This is a genomic window from Moorena sp., from assembly GCF_982860115.1.
On sequence record NZ_CEYLVT010000146.1, the window covers coordinates 1 to 18507 of the forward strand.

Below are 18507 nucleotides of genomic sequence, written 5' to 3' on the forward strand. Positions count from 1 at the left end.
AGAATGTAGAATGTATAATTCTTAATTCTTAATTCTTAATTCTTAATTCTTAATTCTTAAACAGTTAAAGTAATTACTTGACTAGATAAGGACTGGTTAACTTATCTAACTGTTGCACTAACAAGCTAAGGAATAAACCCACATCAGTGACAACACCAACCGATTCTACTGAACCGCGATCGCTTAATTTTGTCACTACGGCGGGGTTAATATCCACACAGACCATCTTCACTCCGGCTGGAGTCATGTTTCCCACACCAATAGAGTGGAGCATAGTAGACAGCATCAAGATCATATCTGTCCCTTCCAATAACTTGGCATACTCTTGCTGTGCTTTAATCAAATCCATCTGGGTATCTGGCAGAGGACCATCATCTCGGATGGAACCGGCTAGAACAAATGGTACGTGATTGCGGACGCACTCATACATCACCCCTTTAGTTAATACACCCTGTTCTACAGCTTGGGCAATGCTACCGCAGCGACGGATAGCATTGATTACTTTGAGATGGTGTCGGTGTCCACCATGGACAACTACTCCTCGTTTCATATCCACACCCAAGGAGGTTCCCATCAGGGATTGCTCGATGTCGTGAACTGCGATCGCATTTCCCCCTAACAGCGCCTGAACATACCCTTGTCGAATCAAACGGGATAAATGTTCACTACCGCCAGTGTGAATCACCACAGGTCCTGCTGTCACTACTACTCTGCCGCCTTGGTCTCGGATTTGGCGCAGCTCCCAGGCAATTTGTTCCACTACTAATTCTACCCGGCGCTCACTAGAGACCCCAGATGCCATAAAACTAAATTCTTGCTGATTGCGTTGTTCACGGGATTCAGTTTTGCGCACTGTGCGGATTCCTTCTACTCCCAGGATCACCTGCTCTCCAACTTCCAAATCCCGCACCAGTTTACAACGAGCGATTACACCGTCTGGGGTTTCAGTTACTGCGATCACACCATCCATGCGTTGATGTTGTACCTTCACCCACTCACAATTAACTCGTACTTCCGTGGGATAAATGGTAGTAACATAAAAGTCATCCGGAGCAACCCCTGCTTGAGTCACAGGTTCCAAGTTAGCATCACACACCTCTTGGGCAGGAGTGACAGCTCCTAGATCAATCAGCTTGGTCATAATCTCTGCCATCACCTCATGATCTGGTGCGGAGACTTTCAGTTCAGCATTAGAGGTGCTTTGCCGCTGTGTTCCTAGGTCGAAGTTAAGTACCTGGAAGCTACCCCCACCTCCTACAATTAAATCCAAGGCACGGCTGATGATACCAGAATCAAGCAAATGACCTTCCAAACGAATAATGCGGCTTTCAACCGGTTGATTGCCATGGATTTCACTGCGGACTGGTTCAGTTACCCGTAAGGTTAGGCATTTAGCAGCACCACCAGCTTTGAGAAATTCCGTCAAGGGAGTTTCAATCACCTCAAACCCAGCTTGACCGAGCCGATCTTTTAAGCGATCGCTAACTTTGTTCATCACTACAAGTTGATCAATATTGACCGCATTGCAGGCAAAGTTCACTGCATCAGCTTCCTCGATGGCAATTCGTTTTTCCGGTGCTACCCGCATTTCGATTAAGCGGTTGGAATAGGAATCAAATGCTGGGGGATAGTAGAGTAAATAGCCACCACTCAGGGGACAGAAGCAGGTGTCCAAGTGATAGAAGCGTTGATCCATTAACCGCAGGGACACAACTTCAATATCTAACCATTTAGCAAGGTATGGATGGGAATCAAGTTCTGAGCGGAAGCCATAGCCAGCCCATAGCCAACGCCCTTCCCGGTCTAGCAGAGCATCCCCAGCTCCTTCAAACGGTAAGTCTTGAGGAAGTTCATAGACAGTGTAGCCATTGTCATTAAACCATTGCTTGAAATAAGGTTCTTCTCCTTGGCGCTCTTTGTGGAGGAAGCGGCTAAGCACTACATTCTTGCCCAAGACTAATCCGGCATTGGCTGTAAATACCATATCTGGCCAACCGGATTGAGGAGAAACTAAATCGACTAGGGCATGCTCTTTGATGACATAGTGGAGTTTTTGCCACTGTTCTACAGCGCGATCCCTCGATGACTTGTGAATATTTCCTTCCATCCAAGGATTAATCACATAATCCACATCGTAGTGGTCAGGGGGACACATGAGGAAGCGAATTGATTCTGTCATAGTCGATTTCTGATCTGGTAGATACCTACACGAATAAGGTAAGTCAGCAATTAAACCAATGTCACGACAATTTGCCATTGACAGGCGAGTAGGTTAAGTTGGTGGATTGGTCTTATATATAAAGGCTAACCTTTAATTATACCATGACAAAAATAATTATAACTAGACTGAAGCGAATTCTGCTTACCACCAGCATCAGTATTGTGAGCGTGCCACTGTTGATCTATGGCGGATTGCTGGTCAAGCGTCCGCTTCCCACCGACAAGCAGCAACAACTGTTCCAAGGCATTGTGTATCAAAGAGATGCTCGCAACTCACCCCGTCCGCTGATGGTACATACTGTTACCATAGACCTAACCGCACCAGGAATTAAACTATTAGTTACACCAGGAAATAAAGTCAATAAAAACGAATTTGCTGCCCGGACTACTTCGGAATTTGTGCAGGAGTTTAACTTACAATTAGCTATTAATGGTAGTTTCTTTTATCCTTTTCGGCAGTATCCACCGAATTCCTATCCTAAACCTAGTGATCCGGTCATAGTACAAGGGCAAGTTATCTCTGAGGGCAAATCCTATGCTCCTCCAAAAGCAACTTCCTCGGTGCTTTGTATTTCAAAGTTTCTCCGCGCTCAAATCTATGCTCAAATCTATCAACAGCGTTGTCCTATAGGCACATCGGAGGGACTAGCCGGTAGAGAAATTTTACTAAAAGAAGGAAAGCCAGCAGTATTGGGAGGTCGTGGAGGTGAGAACCTATTCTCTCCCCGCACTGCTGTCGCTATTGATAAATCAGGCAAAACTTTGTGGTTAATTATTGTTGATGGTCGCCAGCGGTTTTACAGCGAAGGAGTTAGTTTGGCTGAGTTGACTACTATTATTCAAGAATTAGGAGCCGATAGCGCCCTCAATTTGGATGGGGGTGGTTCCACCACTCTGGTAGTAGCAAATAAGACTAAGTTACGGGTATTAAATTCACCGATTCAGACTCGTATTCCTACCCGCCAACGTCCAGTTGCCAACCATCTGGGCATCTATGCTTTACCGGTAGATCAATAATGATCAACAACGTTGAACCTCAAACCTTAAACCTCAACCCTGAACCATTACTTTACCTTAACAATCATCCCTTCTTTGACTAGAAACGCGCCATCAAAGGCTTCTTTGACTTCCACCGCTAGGTTGTCGAGAAAATCATCACAGTGATTGGGTTCGTGGTGGAAGATAGCCAGTTTCTTAACACCAGCAGCTTTTACCAGCTTGACCCCTTCCTGCCAAGTGGAATGTCCCCAACCTACTTTGGGAGATTTGGGGTTGTGGTATTCTTCATCGGTATACATAGCATCGTAGATTAACATATCAGCATCACGGGCTAGATACACCACATTTTGATCAAGGCGGTCGGTAAAATGCTCTGTATCGGTGCAGTAGCACACGGAATGCCCTTGCCAGGTTACGCGATAGCCAATAGCACCATTAGGATGATTCAAAGCAGCAGTTTCTATGGTAATATCGTCTATGGTGACAGTATTATGACCTAGTTCTAAGTCATAGAACTTCAAATTTGCCTCTACTCTCTTAGTAGGAACTGGAGCATTCAAGTGTAACACCCGCTCCTTGAAGTGTTTCTCCATGCACTCCCCAGGGGGAGCTGCGCCATAAATATGTAAAATGTTCCCTTCCACAAAGACTGGAATGAAAAATGGCACGCCTTGAATATGATCCCAGTGGTAGTGAGTAAAAAACCAATAAGCTTCAATGGGTAACTGCTGCTTAAGGCTTTTTCCCAGCAACCGCAAGCCAGTACCACCATCGAAAATCAGGCGTAACCCAGCCACTTGCATCTCTACACAAGACGTATTGCCGCCATATTGAATTGTGTCCTGTCCAGGGCTAGGTATACTGCCTCGGACTCCCCAAAATTTAACCGAAAACTCGGAGGAAGTGCTTATCTTCATTGGTAAGTTAATGCTTCAAAGTACCGCACTGACCCTGATGACGCAACAGGTGATCGCACAATACCAAAGCAACCATTGCTTCTACCATAGGTACGGCCCTAGGTAAAACACAAGGGTCGTGACGTCCTTTAGCAGCAAGAATGGTTTCTTCGCCAGTACTGGTGACAGTACGTTGTTCTTTGCGGATGGTAGCAGTGGGTTTAAACGCTACTCTAATAATAATAGTCTCACCGTTACTAATGCCACCTTGAACACCACCGGAGCGATTGGTAACAGTACGCACTGCACCGGTTTCGTCTGTGTAAAATTCATCATTATGTTCACTGCCGGTAAGTAGAGTGCCCCCAAACCCAGAGCCAATCTCGAAACCTTTACTAGCTGGTAGGGACATCACCCCTTTGGCTAAATCGGCTTCTAGCTTATCAAAGACTGGCTCTCCCAATCCTTTGGGTATATGGCGAGCCACACATTCTACTACACCCCCAATGGAATCACCGCTACGTCCAGTTTCTTCAATAAGTTCAATCATCCGTTGAGCACATTCCCCATCAGGGCAACGCACAATATTACTTTCTACCTGGTCTTGAGTGACGGTGTTGGAGTCTACGATACCTTCTAAGGTTTTGATACGCTTGACGTAGCCAATGACTTCTACACCAGCAGCTTGCCGGAGAATTTTTTTTGCGATCGCACCCGCTGCCACTCGCCCGATGGTTTCCCGTGCAGAGGAACGTCCTCCCCCCTGCCAGTTCCGAATGCCATACTTAGCATCATAGGTAGCATCAGCATGGGAAGGCCGATAGGTCTTTTGCATCTCGCTATAGTCTTGGGGCCTAGTGTCTTTATTGCGCACCATAATCATAATTGGTGTGCCCAGGGTTTTACCCTCAAATAGTCCCGAAACAATTTCACAGGTATCAGTTTCTTTACGAGGAGTAGTAATTTTACTCTGACCTGGACGCCTGCGGTCTAAATCTACCTGAATTTCTGCTGCAGAAATTTCCAGTCGCGGTGGACAGCCATCAATGACTACCCCAACCCCACCCCCGTGGGATTCTCCAAATGTAGTGATCCGAAACAGATGTCCAAAGGTATTGCCCATAGTTAGTGCTCGCTTTTGTCCTCTAATCGTAGTACTTACCTAAGCTATCAGCTATCAGCTATCAGCTATCAGCTTACGTACTTACTTATCTTATTACTTACTAAAACCGGTTGGCAGCTTAAGTCCTGTTGGATTCCAACCTAATAATTCACCTAATGATTTTACTAATAATTTTACTAATAATTTACGTGATATTTAATATAATTATTAAAATTTATTAAGTAAATATTTTTTTTGAGTTTAATCAGGTATCATTTGTTATATGATTAGCCAAAAATACCATTTGATTGGTTAGAATACTTATGGCTTTCGGTGCTTGTTTAGAATTAAAGATAATTTGCCTAACCACAGGTTTAGCTTGGGGGTTTTCTGCTCCAGTTTTAGCTGATATTACTCCCGATGGTAGCTTGGGAAATGAAGCGTCAAGGGTAACTCCTAATGTACAGGTCAAGGGGGCGCAGGCAGATTTAATTGAAGGAGGAGCAACTCGTGGGGAGAATTTGTTCCATAGTTTTGCGGAATTTAATGTAGGAGAACTACAACGGGTTTATTTTGCTAATCCCTCGGGAATTCAGAGGATTTTAACACGAGTAACTGGAAGTAATATCTCTAATATTCTAGGTACTTTAGGAGTAGATGGTGCAGCAAATCTGTTTTTGCTAAATCCCAATGGTATTGTGTTTGGACCAAATGCCAGCTTAGATGTAGCTGGTTCGTTTTTCGCGTCTACTACCAATAGTTTGGTATTTGGTGATGGCCAGGAGTTTAGTGCCACATCCCCACAAGCACCGCCACTGCTAACCATTAATATCACCCCAGGATTGCAGTATGGCAAATATGACCCCAGGAGCACAATTACCAATGCTGGGAATTTAGCAGTAGGACAAGATTTAACCCTAGCCGCTGGCAAGTTGGATTTACAGGGTCAACTAGAGGCTGGTAGGGATTTGACTCTGTTCGGAGAAGATACAGTCAGCATCAGGGATAGTGTAGCGCAACCGTTTAGAGCGTACTCTGGTGGGTTGCTACTAATTCAGGGTAATCAGTCAATTACTATTGCTGCCCATAACCATACCGATAGTGGTTTATGGGCTAGTTCTGATTTACAGTTGCGATCGCATAATCCGGTAGGGGGGGATGCTCACTATACCGCTGGCGGAAATATCAGCATCGAGCAGTTGGATGGGTTACCCGGAAATTTATTCAGTCCCCATGATCCCATTATTCTGGCCAATGGGGATGTCAGTTTAGGAAACTATACCGGAGCGTCACTCCATATTTTGGCAGGAGGGAGTGTTACCGTTGGTGATGTTGAGATTAACTCTACCGATACAGCTGATAATGCCATTAGTCCTAATAACTCCAATCCCTTCTTGGCTAGTCTGGCTAATGTCACCTTGTCCGATGAAGGGAGAACGTCTTTCGTAATTGATGGTAGTAGTCAACCTACTTTAGATATCCGTGCTGGCATAGATTGGACATTACTCGGCGGTTTTCCAGGAAATACCGATAGTGGAAATCTTGCCCCTAATGTGGTTACTGGTGCAACTGCTGCTGATATTACGATTGGTGACATCTCGATTAAAGCACCGAATGGACTGGTATTTTTAACGAATCAGTATCAACCGAATGGAGCTAATCCTAGTAACAAGCTGGAGATTGGAACACTCCGCACTGATGACGATTTCGGCGAGTTTGAGGGAAATAGTGGTGAGGTGATTATTGATTATCGAGGCGGGATTGACATCAGTGAACGCATTGATGCGTCTTCCGATTCTGGTAAAGCAGGGGATATTACTGTGGTTACAAATGATCAACTATCCCTTGACGGAAGTTTCATTATTAGCAATACCTTCGGCACAGAAACGGGTGGGGATATCACTATCGATACTGGGTCACTGTTGGCCACAGGCGGTGCTCAGATCGAAACAAGTACCTTTGATAAAGCAGATGCCGGTAAAGTCACCATTGTTGCTGATGATACAGTTACTTTTGAAGGCTTTAAAGGGGAAAAGGAGACAGTAAATAATCGCACTGGCATACTCAACATTATCAGACAAGGAGCTACCGGTAATAGCGGTGGCATTTCCATTACTACAGGTTCTCTAATTGTCAAAGGTGGCGGTCAACTGCAAGCCAGACTTGGAGACGCAGATATAAATAGCACAGGTCAGTTGACAAAGTCTCAGGGGAACTCTGGCGATATTAATATTGTTGCCAGGGATACGGTTGCATTTAGGGGTCGTGGTGCCGTCACTAGTGTTGAGGGACAAGGCACTGGTACTGCTGGTGATATTAATATCCAGGCCAGGTCAGTTTCTGTAACCAATACTTCGCTACAGTCCAACCTAATCGGACGGGGAAATGGTGGCAATGTCAACATTCGCGCTAGTGATTCAGTAATCTTGGATGGAGGCCAAAACTCTATCCTGACTCGGGTTAATTCAAGTGGTGAAGCCACTGATGGCAATAACGGTGGTGGCAATGTCGATATTGAAACTCGGTCACTTTATCTCACTAACGGTGCTCGAATAGTTGCCTCTACACTCGGAAAAGGAAACGCAGGCAACGTAACAATTAGAGCAGAGGACATCAGTTTTGATGGGAATCTGGTAAATCAGTTCAATCAAACTATAGCCAGCGGTGTTTTAAGTGAGGTAAAGCAAGGTGCTATAGGAAATGGCGGTAAGGTTGACATTGAAGCTAACTCTATTGCCATTACAAATACAGCAAAGGTAGATTCTAGCACTACTGGGACAGGTGATGCGGGACCGATAACTATCTCAACAAATCAGCTGACCCTCAGAGACGGAGGTGAAATTTCTGCTGCTACCTTTGGTCCAGGAAATGCTGGAAACATATCTGTAAAAGAAGCTGACTCAGTTGTTCTCACCAATGACAGTAATATTTTGAGTGAAGTAGGAGCTAAAAGTCGTGGTAATGGTGGAAATATTGAGATTTGGACTGACTCCCTATCCCTCACCAACGGGAGCACTATTGCAACCCGTACCGAAGGATTTAACCCAGTCAGGCTAGTGCAACAAGTACTGGCTGATCCTGACACAACCTATAACGAAGCAGTGCTGGGTGATAACCCAATCGTCTACTGGAGTCTTGATGAAACTAGTGGCTCAACGGCTTTTAATGCTACTGGCAATGGCTTCAATGGTACCTATGAAGGGGGTGTAACTCAGGGTGTTCCAGGGATATCCGGTACAGCAGGAGAATTTAATGGCCAGGATGATACTGCTGTGGATATAGGTACTGTTCAATCAGGTTCAGATTTAGATATCTCGAATCAATCCTTTACTGTAGAAGCTTGGATAAAGCCAAACGAAATTGGAGAAAGGCAAGCCTATTTCGGGATACATAAACGGATAAGGAGTGACAATAACAAAAGTGAAAGTCTATATTTCAGATTGAACGAGAACGCTTCTGTTGCTTTCGGTGATTTTCCCAATGATTTGGAAACACCAGATAACATCATTGAAGTAGATACTTGGTATCATGTTGTAGCTAGTTACGACAAAGATTCCGATACTAACACTATTTTTGTCAATGGCAGGGAAATTAATCGCAATAATCAAGGGTTTTTTAATGGCGAAGACCCACGCATATTGATCGGGCAGTAGACGCAGTATAAGAACTTAAACCAACCTTTCAATGGTGTCATTGATGAAGTAGCAGTCTACAACACAGCCCTATCTCCTGAAACTGTTGCCCAGCACTATCTGATTGGTCAGCGTAGCCTCGGCGCACCAATTGAAATTGGTGAGAGTGGAGCCAATGCTGGTAATATTAACGTCCATGCTAATTCGATTACTATCTCTGGAGTTAGTCCCACTAATAATGATATTTCCAGTGGTTTACTGTCTGACAGCTTCGGCGAGTTAAGTGGTGTAGCTGGTGATATTACTATCAATCTAACTGATTCCCTGAAAGTTGAAGATGGAGGGAAAATAACCGTAACCAGTGACAACGGGGTAGCAGGTAATCTGAACATTACGGCTAATTCCCTGTTGCTTAACAACGGAACACTAGAAGCTAAAACTGCTGACATTCCCGAGACTGGAGAATCAGGAGCGAATATCACACTAAAGGTATCAGAATCAATAGCGATGCTTAACGAAAGCCTAATCTCCGCAGAGGCTTCTAACACAGCTACAGGTGGCAACATTACTATTGATACCAACGTCTTAATTGCCTTTCCCTCAAGTGATAATGGTAGCGATATCATTGCCAAAGCTAAACAGGGACAAGGTGGTAATATCACCATTGATGCGGAAGATGTCCGTCTGATTGAGGAGCGCAGAGCCATCCCAGGCAATCGCACTAATGATATCGATGCCAGTTCTGAGTTTGGTCCACAAGGAATAGTGACCATCAATACCGGCAATATTGACCCTTCTCGGGGATTAGATCAACTACCAATTAATTTAACTGACCCATCATCACTGATTGTTGCTAGCTGTCCGAGAAGTGGGAAAGTCTCAGTCGATGAACTTGGTGAATTTATCGTTACTGGACGCGGTGGCATTCCGGCTAGTCCCCTCGACCCGATTATTGGTCAAACCATCATTGCTGATTGGGTGACTCTTGATGATCAAACCCTTAAGGAAAGTGATAACAATCTTGATAACAATCAGACCTTAGCTCCCTCCACCGAACAGAATTCTATTCCACAGAATTCTAAGCCAAAACGAATTGTGGAAGCTCAAGGCTGGATGACTGGTCCCGATGGTACGATCATTCTCACCTCTTTCCCTACCGATACCACTAGCCCACCCAAGCCTTGGTATCACTATGTCTCTTGCCGGGATTTATAATAGCGCTATGCCACTAACTTTTCAACAATCCCAATTTTTCCTGCAGAGCGTGACGCATAATATCCACTGGCGGAGTTTGTCCTAACCAAATTTTGAAAGCTGCTGCTCCCTGTTGCACCAGCATTTCCAATCCATCAATGGCGATCGCGCCCTGTTCCTTGGCTTGTCGTAAAAACTGAGTGGGATTAGGAGTATATATCAAGTCATAAGCGATCGCATTTTCCGGCAACCTGGCCATAGCTAGCTCATCAACAGGAGAGTGCTCGACCTTGGGATACATTCCCACCGGAGTAGCATTAACCAACAAATTGGCTTGGGCCAGGAGTTCCGGTAGTTGTTCCCAAGGATGAGTATGAATAGTAATAGCAAGGGAAGAATTAATCCAGCTTTCCTTGAATTGACCTAACTTTTCCTGATTGCGGCCAAGCACATGAATCTCAGTACAACCGAGTTGAGCACAACCGACTACTACGGCTCGTGCTGCACCACCACACCCCAAAATGACTACAGTAGTTTGACTCCAATCCCGGTTATACCGTTGCAACGGGGAGATAAATCCTTCGATATCGGTATTCGTACCAATCCAACCCTGATCGGTGCGATAAACCGTATTCACTGCTCCCACCCCTTGAGCCACTGTTGAAATTTCCGACAACAAGGGGATGATAGTCTGTTTGTGGGGAATAGTGATACTGAAGCCCACTAGACCAATCGCCTCAAAACCAGCGATCGCATTTTTCAAATCTGCTGATTTTACCGGTAAAGCTAGGTAGACATAATCCACATCCAAGGATGCGATCGCTCGGTTATGCATCAGTGGTGATAACGAATGTTCCACTGGATCACCAATCACACCCAGTAACTTTGTTGTTCCTGTTATTTGCACCATCACCCACGTTTTACGCACATAACTTTGAATTTTAATAGCGAAATCGTTAATAATTGCTACATTGCTAAATTCTTAAATATTTCTTATTAACTATTTCTGATTAAGTCTTATTAAGATTGCTACCTTCCGTTGACAATTAATTAACAATTCCTTGACAATTAACCATCAACCCTCCACAATACTTACTCCAAGCCGCGCATTTGAATGAACTATAATTTTTCTCATGGTGGCTAAAATAGATCATATCGAGCCAATTATAGTGCCAAATATAATACCAATTAACTAGGCAGCAACGGCATGAACCCAACTGGTATTCAAAAGAGTGGAGCCATGAATTCAATCACTTGTATGATATGTGAGCAAACCAATCCCAGTCGGGCAAGTTTTTGCTCTCGTTGTGGTGCCTCTCTACCTCCTCCCAGTAGCAGTCCCCTAGAGACTAATCTAAATAATACTAATGTAGACCATACTAATGTAGACCATACTAATGTAGACCATAGATTAGAGACTGGAAGCCGATTACGCGATCGCTACATTATTCAACGTACCTTAGGACAAGGGGGATTTGGCAAAACCTACCTGGCCAAAGACACTGGACGCTTTAATGAACTAGTTACCCTAAAAGAGCTGACTCCAAGAAACCAGGGCACCCAACCCATTGAAAAAGCCGAAGAACTATTTCAACGGGAAGCAACCATGCTGCACAAGCTTTCATCCCCCCAAATTCCGAGATTCTGGGAATTTTTTCGGGATGGCAAACGGTTGTTTCTCGTCCAAGACTACATTGAAGGAAAAACCTATCAAACCTTACTCGAAGAACGAGTAAGCAAAGGGGAAAGGTTCAGCGAAACCGAGATTCTCCAACTGTTTCAGCAATTGCTCCCGGTCTTAAGCTACCTACACCAATTAGGCATAATTCACCGGGATATTGCTCCGGACAATATTATCCGTCGTGCTTCCGATGGACTACCAATATTAATTGACTTGGGTGGTGTCAAACAAATTGCCCTAGAAGTGAATACTCCTGTAACCAGTGGGCAAAACTCTGCCATCTACGCTGGTGGGACTTGCCTAGGTAAAGTTGGCTATGCCCCTGATGAACAGCTACGCCTAGGGATTGCTGCTCCCCATAGTGACCTGTATGCTTTGGGAGTAACAGCGCTAGTACTGATGACTGGCAAACAGCCCCAGGAACTGGTTGATCCTTATACCCTCAACTGGCGAACTGAAGAAGAACTAACCCTATCCCCAGAGTTTAATCCTATCCTCTCTCGTTTGCTAGCATCCCAACCCTCTGAGCGATTCCAATCAGCTCAAGAGGTTCTAGACCTAATCCAAACCGATGATTCTGATGATTCTAAGGTTAGAGAAACAGAAATCAAGGGTACTGTAGCTGTCACTCCCCAGTCTAAATCCTACCCACCACCAACTCCCATTAATAATTCCGGTTGCAAGCAAGTGTTTGACGAATCTGTTCCAGTCCCAGCAGAGATTCAAGGCTGGAACTGGGGTGCCTTTTGTTTACCAGGTTTGTGGTGTGTCACCAATCAAGTATGGATTGGACTGATTGCCTGGAGTGATCTATCGTTAGTGACTGGATTTCTGGCTTGGCCAGTGATGGGGATTATTCTGGGCATCAAGGGCAATGAGTGGGCATGGAAAAGTCGCCGTTGGAAGAGTATCAAAGCCTTTAAGCGCCATCAACGGGGTTGGGCGCTCACATCCTTCGTCATTATTGCTATCATAGTTACCCTACTATTTTTATTTTTAGTATTGTTTATTGGGATAGCCTCCCTAGTGCCGTGGTGAATCACCGGTGAATCACCTATTGCTCAACTGTAGCGTCGGTGTATTTATTGCGTTTCATCCTAGTTCCAGGTTAATCCCAGGGGCATTTATATCACTACCTAAAGGAGAAGAAAAATGACTAGCTTTCCTGCCTGGACTCAAATAATTATCACCATGTCCGAATCCCAAGTTTTTTACACAGAAGAAGTAACAGGCTATGACAGCATAAGCTTGGTTTTACCTGGAAAGCCCTTCGATCTCAGCCTTTCCTTAGACACCTATGAAGACGCGATCGAGATAATTTTTGAAATTTATCCAGACCAAAATGCTTACCGATTAAATATGCGGAACAAGCAGGAAGGAGTAGACCTCCAACAGAAAAGTACTGAAGAAAATTTAGATTTAACTGGATTAGACGCACGCCCAATTGGAACCTACAGTGATTTTTGCAGACATTTAGAAGAATTGTATGGAGTAGCTCAAGAAGTAGGTTGGTGATCAAAAAAAGTAAAGGTTAAAGTTAAACTAGACTTACCTTTAACCTTTATAAATTACTGCTTACTAGATCATTCCATCTCAGAGGGTTTATGTAAGCAATTAGCATATGCGCTACGCGCACGCTACTTGAGGTGCAATCAGTAGTTATATCTAATAAAAAACTAAACTAACTCATAAAAATAACTAAAAACCCAAGCTAATCACTAGGTTTTACAGCTTGTATTTTGACAATGTAGCTGACCTGATGTAAAATAACCTGGGCAATTTATAAAAGTCCATGGTTAAAACAAAAACTGTCGATCGGATGAGCAAGAGCGTATTAAGTTACCGACCCAAAGAAATCCTACTTACCCCTCAGCACTTAGCACTATTGTCAGCACTTAGAACTATTTTTAGATTAGGAGCAACCAGTTTACTAACTATTAGCTTACTAGGTAGTGGTTGTGGAATGGCTAGCCATGAAGATCATGATTCTGAACAGCTCCATGGTCATAAAACCCAAACCGGTAATCACCATAATAAAGAGATGGAGCATAATCACCATAATCACAAGGCTGGCAGCAGTAGTGACCATGGTGAAGGTATGGGTCATCATCATGGCACAATGGAAATCCCTTCTGGTCAACCTGTTCCAGATGTTGACCTAGTGGTGTCTCCAGATCCGATGATAGGATGGAATTTAGAAATAAAGGTTTCTAACTTCCAATTTTCTCCCAAGAATGCTAGCAAAGCCCATCAACCAGGAGAAGGACATGGCCATCTATACATCAATGGCAAAAAAATTACCAGAATTTACAGCAATTGGTATTATATTGGCAAGCTTGAACCTGGCAGAAATGAAATCAAGGTTACCCTAAATTCCAACAACCATCAGGATTTAGTTCATAATGGGGAAATGATTTCAGATACTGAAATTATCGAAGTGATCTCGAAGAATTAGAGGATATTCCTTACTGGAAGCTACCTGATATCAAGTTACCGACAACTGAAGCGAAGTCTAGAGGTTTTGTAGCTATTTGTTGTGGATATTTTCTGTGGCTACGAGAATGGCTCGGAGTCCACGCCTATCGTAAGCATCCCTTATTGCTGCTACCTTCCGGTCCTGACAAGGTTTGGGCGTTGCGATCGCGTCGATCCGAACCACATATTATAATAGCATGAATTTTTCAAAATGGGAAGGAAGATCTCAGTTTTGATCTATTTCGCGAATATCCCCACTCCGTAATAGCATGAAGAGCTTACACAGTGGGGCATACCGACTTTAACCATAAATTTCCCACTACCGCGAGGGGTAACTTGAACAATGGGATATTGACCATAGTCAGTATCATAGTCAACGGTTTGGCCATTGTTATCATACAGACCTAGGTCAATATCAAGACAAGCATCATCACAAAAACTTACTAAGGTATAAGATTTACCAGCTTCTAGCTCCAGGGTAAATGCATCGACTTGGTTCCGGGAAAGTCTATTTACTACCGGTCGATGAGTTGGCATATACTCGCTGTTTCTTAAATACTGTGCTGCTGCGATTAATTTATTTTCAACTTGCCCCTGACGAGGAGAGCTAGCCAAACCAGCAGTGGGGGTGAATAGTAAGCTACTAGCTAGGAGAGCTAGGCCATTCCGAACTATCTTAGTATTAATCATATACAATAGTAATAAGCGCTTGAATTAATTAATGTTGACTTAAGAGTAATTTTTAGTTAGATCACTTCTTAGCAATGCCTGAAAGCAATAAATCTTACCTTTTGGTAATTGATAATAAGTTGCTTATGTTTTGATTATCGGAGACTAATGTATGGGATAAGGTATACGAATGTATACCTTATGTATGATTACTCCTCAAGTATGACCAATCTGGCAATTAATTTAGGATTAGCTAATGCGCGTAGCGCACGCTACTTGAGGTGCTATAGGTTTTTTATTTTAGATGTAAACCTATATGGTTTTTTTTAGTCTTTTTTTATTGGACAATAAAACTCCGGATATCTTACAGCTCTGGTATTTATGCCTCTTGAATTTTGCCTTTTCCTGCAATAGGTGTGTTCACAAGCCAGAACCAAACCGTATATAAGTGATTAAACTAACTAAGAATAATTACTATTTAACTTACGATACTTACCAAAAAAAAACTCCGCTGGTGAGCGAAGTAAGTAAGGTAAAATGAGAAATTATCAACTTTGCTGAACTAAGTAATGATATAAACTAGAGTCTGGTAATTAGTAAATAATTAAGTACCACTTAACCATTACTATCCATTACTATTATCTATGACCGATTAGCCTAAATCATGCCATTAATCAGCAATGTCAAATCCTTAGGTACACAATATTAAAGCTTGGTGCCGCACTCAGGACAAAAATTGTTACTTGCTACATTCTTGGCACCACAGTTACTGCAATAGATTAGCTCCGTAGGGTTCTTGATGATTGGTTTTTCTGGTAAACCAATCATTTGGGCATTACTCTTACCAGGGGCTACCATTGGGTAACAATTCTCGTCTTTGGTGACATGAACATCTAACAAGACAGGACCATCGTAGGCTAGCATTTGTGCGATCGCATCCTGTAGTTCATCCCGAGTAGTAACTATCATGCCCTTAACCCCGTAGGCCTGAGCCAGTTGCACAAAATCCGGCATCCCGACTTCCATATTTGACGAGGAATAACGCTGCCCAAAGAATGCTTGTTGCCACTGACGTACCATTCCCTGCCAACCGTTGTTAATAATCACGGTCTTAACATTGATGCCATATTGGGCGAGGGTACCCAGCTCCTGAATATTCATCTGGATACTGGCATCACCAGCAATACAAATCACTTGCTGATCGGGTAATGCTACCTGGACTCCCATGGCTGCTGGCATGCCATAGCCCATAGTTCCCAATCCCCCACTGGAAATCCACTGGCGCGGTCCATTATTAAGAAATTGGGCTGCCCACATCTGATGTTGACCGACATCCGTGGTGTAGTAAGCCTTTGGTGCTTGACGCCCTACCTCTACAATTACTTCTTGGGGAGATAAACTATCGGGGTATTGAGGCACCTGCAAGGGATAGTCCTGACGCCAACGGTTAATCCGTGTTAGCCACTCCTGGGTTTGATTAGGTTCTGCTGAGATATTCATTTGCTGGTAACGGCGCAACATATCTTGCAAAACCCGACGCACATCCCCTACAATCGGTACTTGGGGATAGCGGTTTTTACCCACCTCAGCGGGATCAATGTCGATGTGAATGACTTGAGCGTGAGAGGCAAACTGATCCAGTTTCCCGGTCACCCGGTCATCAAATCGCGCCCCTACAGCAATCAGCAGGTCACACTCACTAACAGAAAAGTTAGCATAGGCGGTACCATGCATCCCCAGCATTTTTAGTGATAGGGGATGGGATTCATCAAATGCTCCCTTACCCATCAACGTGGTAGTTACCGGAATTTGGAAGATTTCTGCTAGTTGGCGCAGTTCGTCATGGGCACCAGCAGCAATGGTTCCACCACCAACGTAAAGCAGGGGTCGTCGTGCTTGCCGAATTAAATTTAGGGCTTGGTTAATTTGGCGGGGATTGCCTTTTACTGTTGGACGATAGCCCACCAACTTGAGTTGATTAGCTTCCAGAGGTACATAGTCACATTCCTCTAAACCCACGTCTTTGGGTATGTCAATCAGGACTGGTCCAGGACGTCCGGTGCTAGCGATCTGGAAAGCTTCGGCAACAATCCGCGCCATATCAGCAGGGTCACGCACCACATAAGAGTGTTTGACAACGGGCAAAGTAATCCCATAGATATCGGTTTCCTGGAAGGCATCAGAACCAATGGCAGGACGGGGGACTTGACCGGTTACACAAATTAGGGGAATTGAGTCCATGTGAGCGGTAGCTATACCGGTAACTAGGTTAGTGGCTCCCGGACCAGATGTAGCAAAACACACACCGACTTTGCCAGTAGCACGAGCATAACCATCAGCAGCGTGGGATGCTCCTTGCTCGTGTCGGACTAGGATGTGCTGTATTTTACCAGCATCTTCCCAGTGGTATAGTTCGTCATAGATAGGTAGAATTGCTCCACCGGGATAGCCGAAGATATGGGTCACACCGTGACGGTGGAGACTATCCATTAGAGCAAATGCTCCTGTGCGGCGAGTGGGGGTAGTTGATGAGCCTGGGGTTGTTGAGATTACTTGGGATTGCACGCTTATCACCTCTAGTGGTAGATCAGATCCTTCGGTGGGACCTGTGGCGAATTAAATTCGCCAAGGTCAAGAACACCTATGCTGTTAATGGTGTTAGATTGCTGATAATAGCTGAGCAGAATTTTAGAATAACTGTTAATTTTACTACACTATGGGTTTTGTGTTTCAGTTTACTCTCAATATATGGAAGTGTCCAGACAACTTGGCAGGATTTTCACTTTGAGCAATCTGGGTCTAGTTATCAGCTAGAAGCAGAACATAGATAAATCAGTCTACGATTGTATGCCAGTGGTAACTCTAACTAGTTATGCTTTAGGAAAAATTTATAATCTAATTTATTGTATTATTTTTTGTGGAGAGGTCTAATAAGTAAGGACTAATTGTAATGATGAATAAAGTCCCAAATTAAACCAATAGGATTTTCAACTGCTTGTCTATGTTTTGCTTTAATTGATTTATCAGACATTGCCAGGGAGATGAATATCCAAATCTGCCATCAGGGTGCTTAAGGATATTTGGCGCAAACGAGCTAATTCTGCCATGGCTTCGACACGTTTAGCTTCGATGGTTTCCACTTGATCACTTAAAGCCAAAAGTTCCGTATACTGCTCAGGTGTTAGCATCTCCATTCTTCGTTTTTCAATCAGTTCATCGTAGCGGTTTTGAATGTCTGGTGGTACACCTTGATTAATAGTAATTAGCAACCTAGCCTGATCTGAAGAAAGACTGGGGGCTTTGCGTTTTGCCTGGAGGGACATGATGTATGCTCCAACGTTCTCCAGTTCAGATAAACTGAGTTGTTCAACAGCTTTAAGTAACTGGTCGTAGGATAGCTGAGCTTCGACTTTAAGATTTCCCATTGGTTGTTAGTCGATTTGAATGCTTATTTAATTTTGACACTCCCCGGTCTAAAGACGCGGGGATTCTTCGCTCAACGACTCGGCTTGCTGATCCTGGCCGGAACCAAGAACAGTAGAGGCCAAATCTCCCGAAGCGTTTGGATCGAGGATCCAGGTTCCGGTGTGCCGGAAACGAAACCTTAGTAGAGTGGAGCCTTAGTTAATAAGTTTTGAC

The 18507-nt window shown here is 43.9% G+C and carries 13 protein-coding genes, 1 other RNA gene and 1 pseudogene; 6 read left to right on the forward strand and 9 right to left on the reverse strand.

Translation table 11 applies throughout. From position 1 onward, the window contains the following. Nucleotides 1-73: 73 nt before the first annotated feature. Nucleotides 74-2179: a bifunctional arginine dihydrolase/ornithine cyclodeaminase gene (argZ, locus tag AC4II3_RS21805; protein ID WP_488010933.1), complete on the reverse strand. Its 2106-nt coding sequence runs from the start codon at nucleotides 2177-2179 to the stop codon at nucleotides 74-76. A gap of 143 nt (nucleotides 2180-2322) precedes the next feature. Here argZ and AC4II3_RS21810 point away from each other — a divergent pair, with 143 nt between their 5' ends. Further along, nucleotides 2323-3237: a phosphodiester glycosidase family protein gene (locus AC4II3_RS21810; protein ID WP_488010935.1), complete on the forward strand. Its 915-nt coding sequence runs from the start codon at nucleotides 2323-2325 to the stop codon at nucleotides 3235-3237. Nucleotides 3238-3284: 47 nt separating this feature from the next. On the opposite strand, the gene AC4II3_RS21815 is transcribed toward AC4II3_RS21810, so the two are convergent. Both AC4II3_RS21815 and aroC read right to left on the reverse strand, forming a co-directional pair. Further along, complete coding sequence (locus AC4II3_RS21815) at nucleotides 3285-4136, reverse strand: MBL fold metallo-hydrolase (protein ID WP_488010937.1); 852 nt, start codon at nucleotides 4134-4136, stop codon at nucleotides 3285-3287. Nucleotides 4137-4143: 7 nt separating this feature from the next. Continuing rightward, entirely contained in the window at nucleotides 4144-5238 is a 1095-nt protein-coding gene (aroC, locus tag AC4II3_RS21820; protein ID WP_488010939.1) for a chorismate synthase, read from the reverse strand. Between the two features lie 302 nt (nucleotides 5239-5540). On the opposite strand from aroC, the gene AC4II3_RS21825 reads away from it, so the two are divergent. Both AC4II3_RS21825 and AC4II3_RS21830 read left to right on the forward strand, forming a co-directional pair. Continuing rightward, entirely contained in the window at nucleotides 5541-8870 is a 3330-nt protein-coding gene (locus AC4II3_RS21825) for a two-partner secretion domain-containing protein (RefSeq protein ID WP_488010941.1), read from the forward strand. A 387-nt stretch (nucleotides 8871-9257) separates the two neighbouring features. Further along, nucleotides 9258-10064: a hypothetical protein gene (locus AC4II3_RS21830; protein WP_488010943.1), complete on the forward strand. Its 807-nt coding sequence runs from the start codon at nucleotides 9258-9260 to the stop codon at nucleotides 10062-10064. Between the two features lie 13 nt (nucleotides 10065-10077). Here AC4II3_RS21830 and AC4II3_RS21835 read toward each other — a convergent pair whose 3' ends face one another. Beyond that, nucleotides 10078-10953 (reverse strand): shikimate dehydrogenase, encoded by an 876-nt coding sequence (locus AC4II3_RS21835; protein ID WP_488010954.1) that lies wholly within the window; start codon nucleotides 10951-10953, stop codon nucleotides 10078-10080. 330 nt (nucleotides 10954-11283) lie between these two features. Between AC4II3_RS21835 and AC4II3_RS21840 the strand changes: the two genes are divergently transcribed. The 3 genes from AC4II3_RS21840 (at nucleotide 11284) to AC4II3_RS21850 (ending at nucleotide 14179) form a co-directional block, all read left to right on the forward strand. Beyond that, the gene (locus tag AC4II3_RS21840) at nucleotides 11284-12762 is read left to right on the forward strand and encodes a protein kinase domain-containing protein (protein ID WP_488010945.1); all 1479 of its coding nucleotides are present in this window, start codon (nucleotides 11284-11286) and stop codon (nucleotides 12760-12762) included. 114 nt (nucleotides 12763-12876) lie between these two features. Then, nucleotides 12877-13239 carry a hypothetical protein gene (locus AC4II3_RS21845; RefSeq protein WP_293084403.1) on the forward strand — a complete coding sequence of 121 codons (363 nt, stop codon included), beginning with the start codon at nucleotides 12877-12879 and terminating at the stop codon, nucleotides 13237-13239. A 277-nt stretch (nucleotides 13240-13516) separates the two neighbouring features. Next, nucleotides 13517-14179: a hypothetical protein gene (locus AC4II3_RS21850; RefSeq protein WP_488010947.1), complete on the forward strand. Its 663-nt coding sequence runs from the start codon at nucleotides 13517-13519 to the stop codon at nucleotides 14177-14179. A gap of 105 nt (nucleotides 14180-14284) precedes the next feature. Here the strand turns inward: AC4II3_RS21850 and ffs are convergent. From ffs to AC4II3_RS21875, 5 genes and pseudogenes are all read right to left on the reverse strand, one after another. Continuing rightward, nucleotides 14285-14381: signal recognition particle sRNA small type (gene ffs, locus AC4II3_RS21855), an RNA gene on the reverse strand. Nucleotides 14382-14436: 55 nt separating this feature from the next. Then, nucleotides 14437-14889 (reverse strand): hypothetical protein, encoded by a 453-nt coding sequence (locus tag AC4II3_RS21860; protein WP_488010949.1) that lies wholly within the window; start codon nucleotides 14887-14889, stop codon nucleotides 14437-14439. A 684-nt stretch (nucleotides 14890-15573) separates the two neighbouring features. Then, the gene (gene ilvB / locus AC4II3_RS21865) at nucleotides 15574-17433 is read right to left on the reverse strand and encodes a biosynthetic-type acetolactate synthase large subunit (RefSeq protein WP_488010951.1); all 1860 of its coding nucleotides are present in this window, start codon (nucleotides 17431-17433) and stop codon (nucleotides 15574-15576) included. 458 nt (nucleotides 17434-17891) lie between these two features. Continuing rightward, nucleotides 17892-18293 carry an STAS/SEC14 domain-containing protein gene (locus AC4II3_RS21870; protein ID WP_488010952.1) on the reverse strand — a complete coding sequence of 134 codons (402 nt, stop codon included), beginning with the start codon at nucleotides 18291-18293 and terminating at the stop codon, nucleotides 17892-17894. Nucleotides 18294-18341: 48 nt separating this feature from the next. After that, nucleotides 18342-18458: pseudogene (locus AC4II3_RS21875) on the reverse strand (transposase); the annotation flags it as partial. Between the last annotated feature and the right edge of the window lie 49 nt (nucleotides 18459-18507).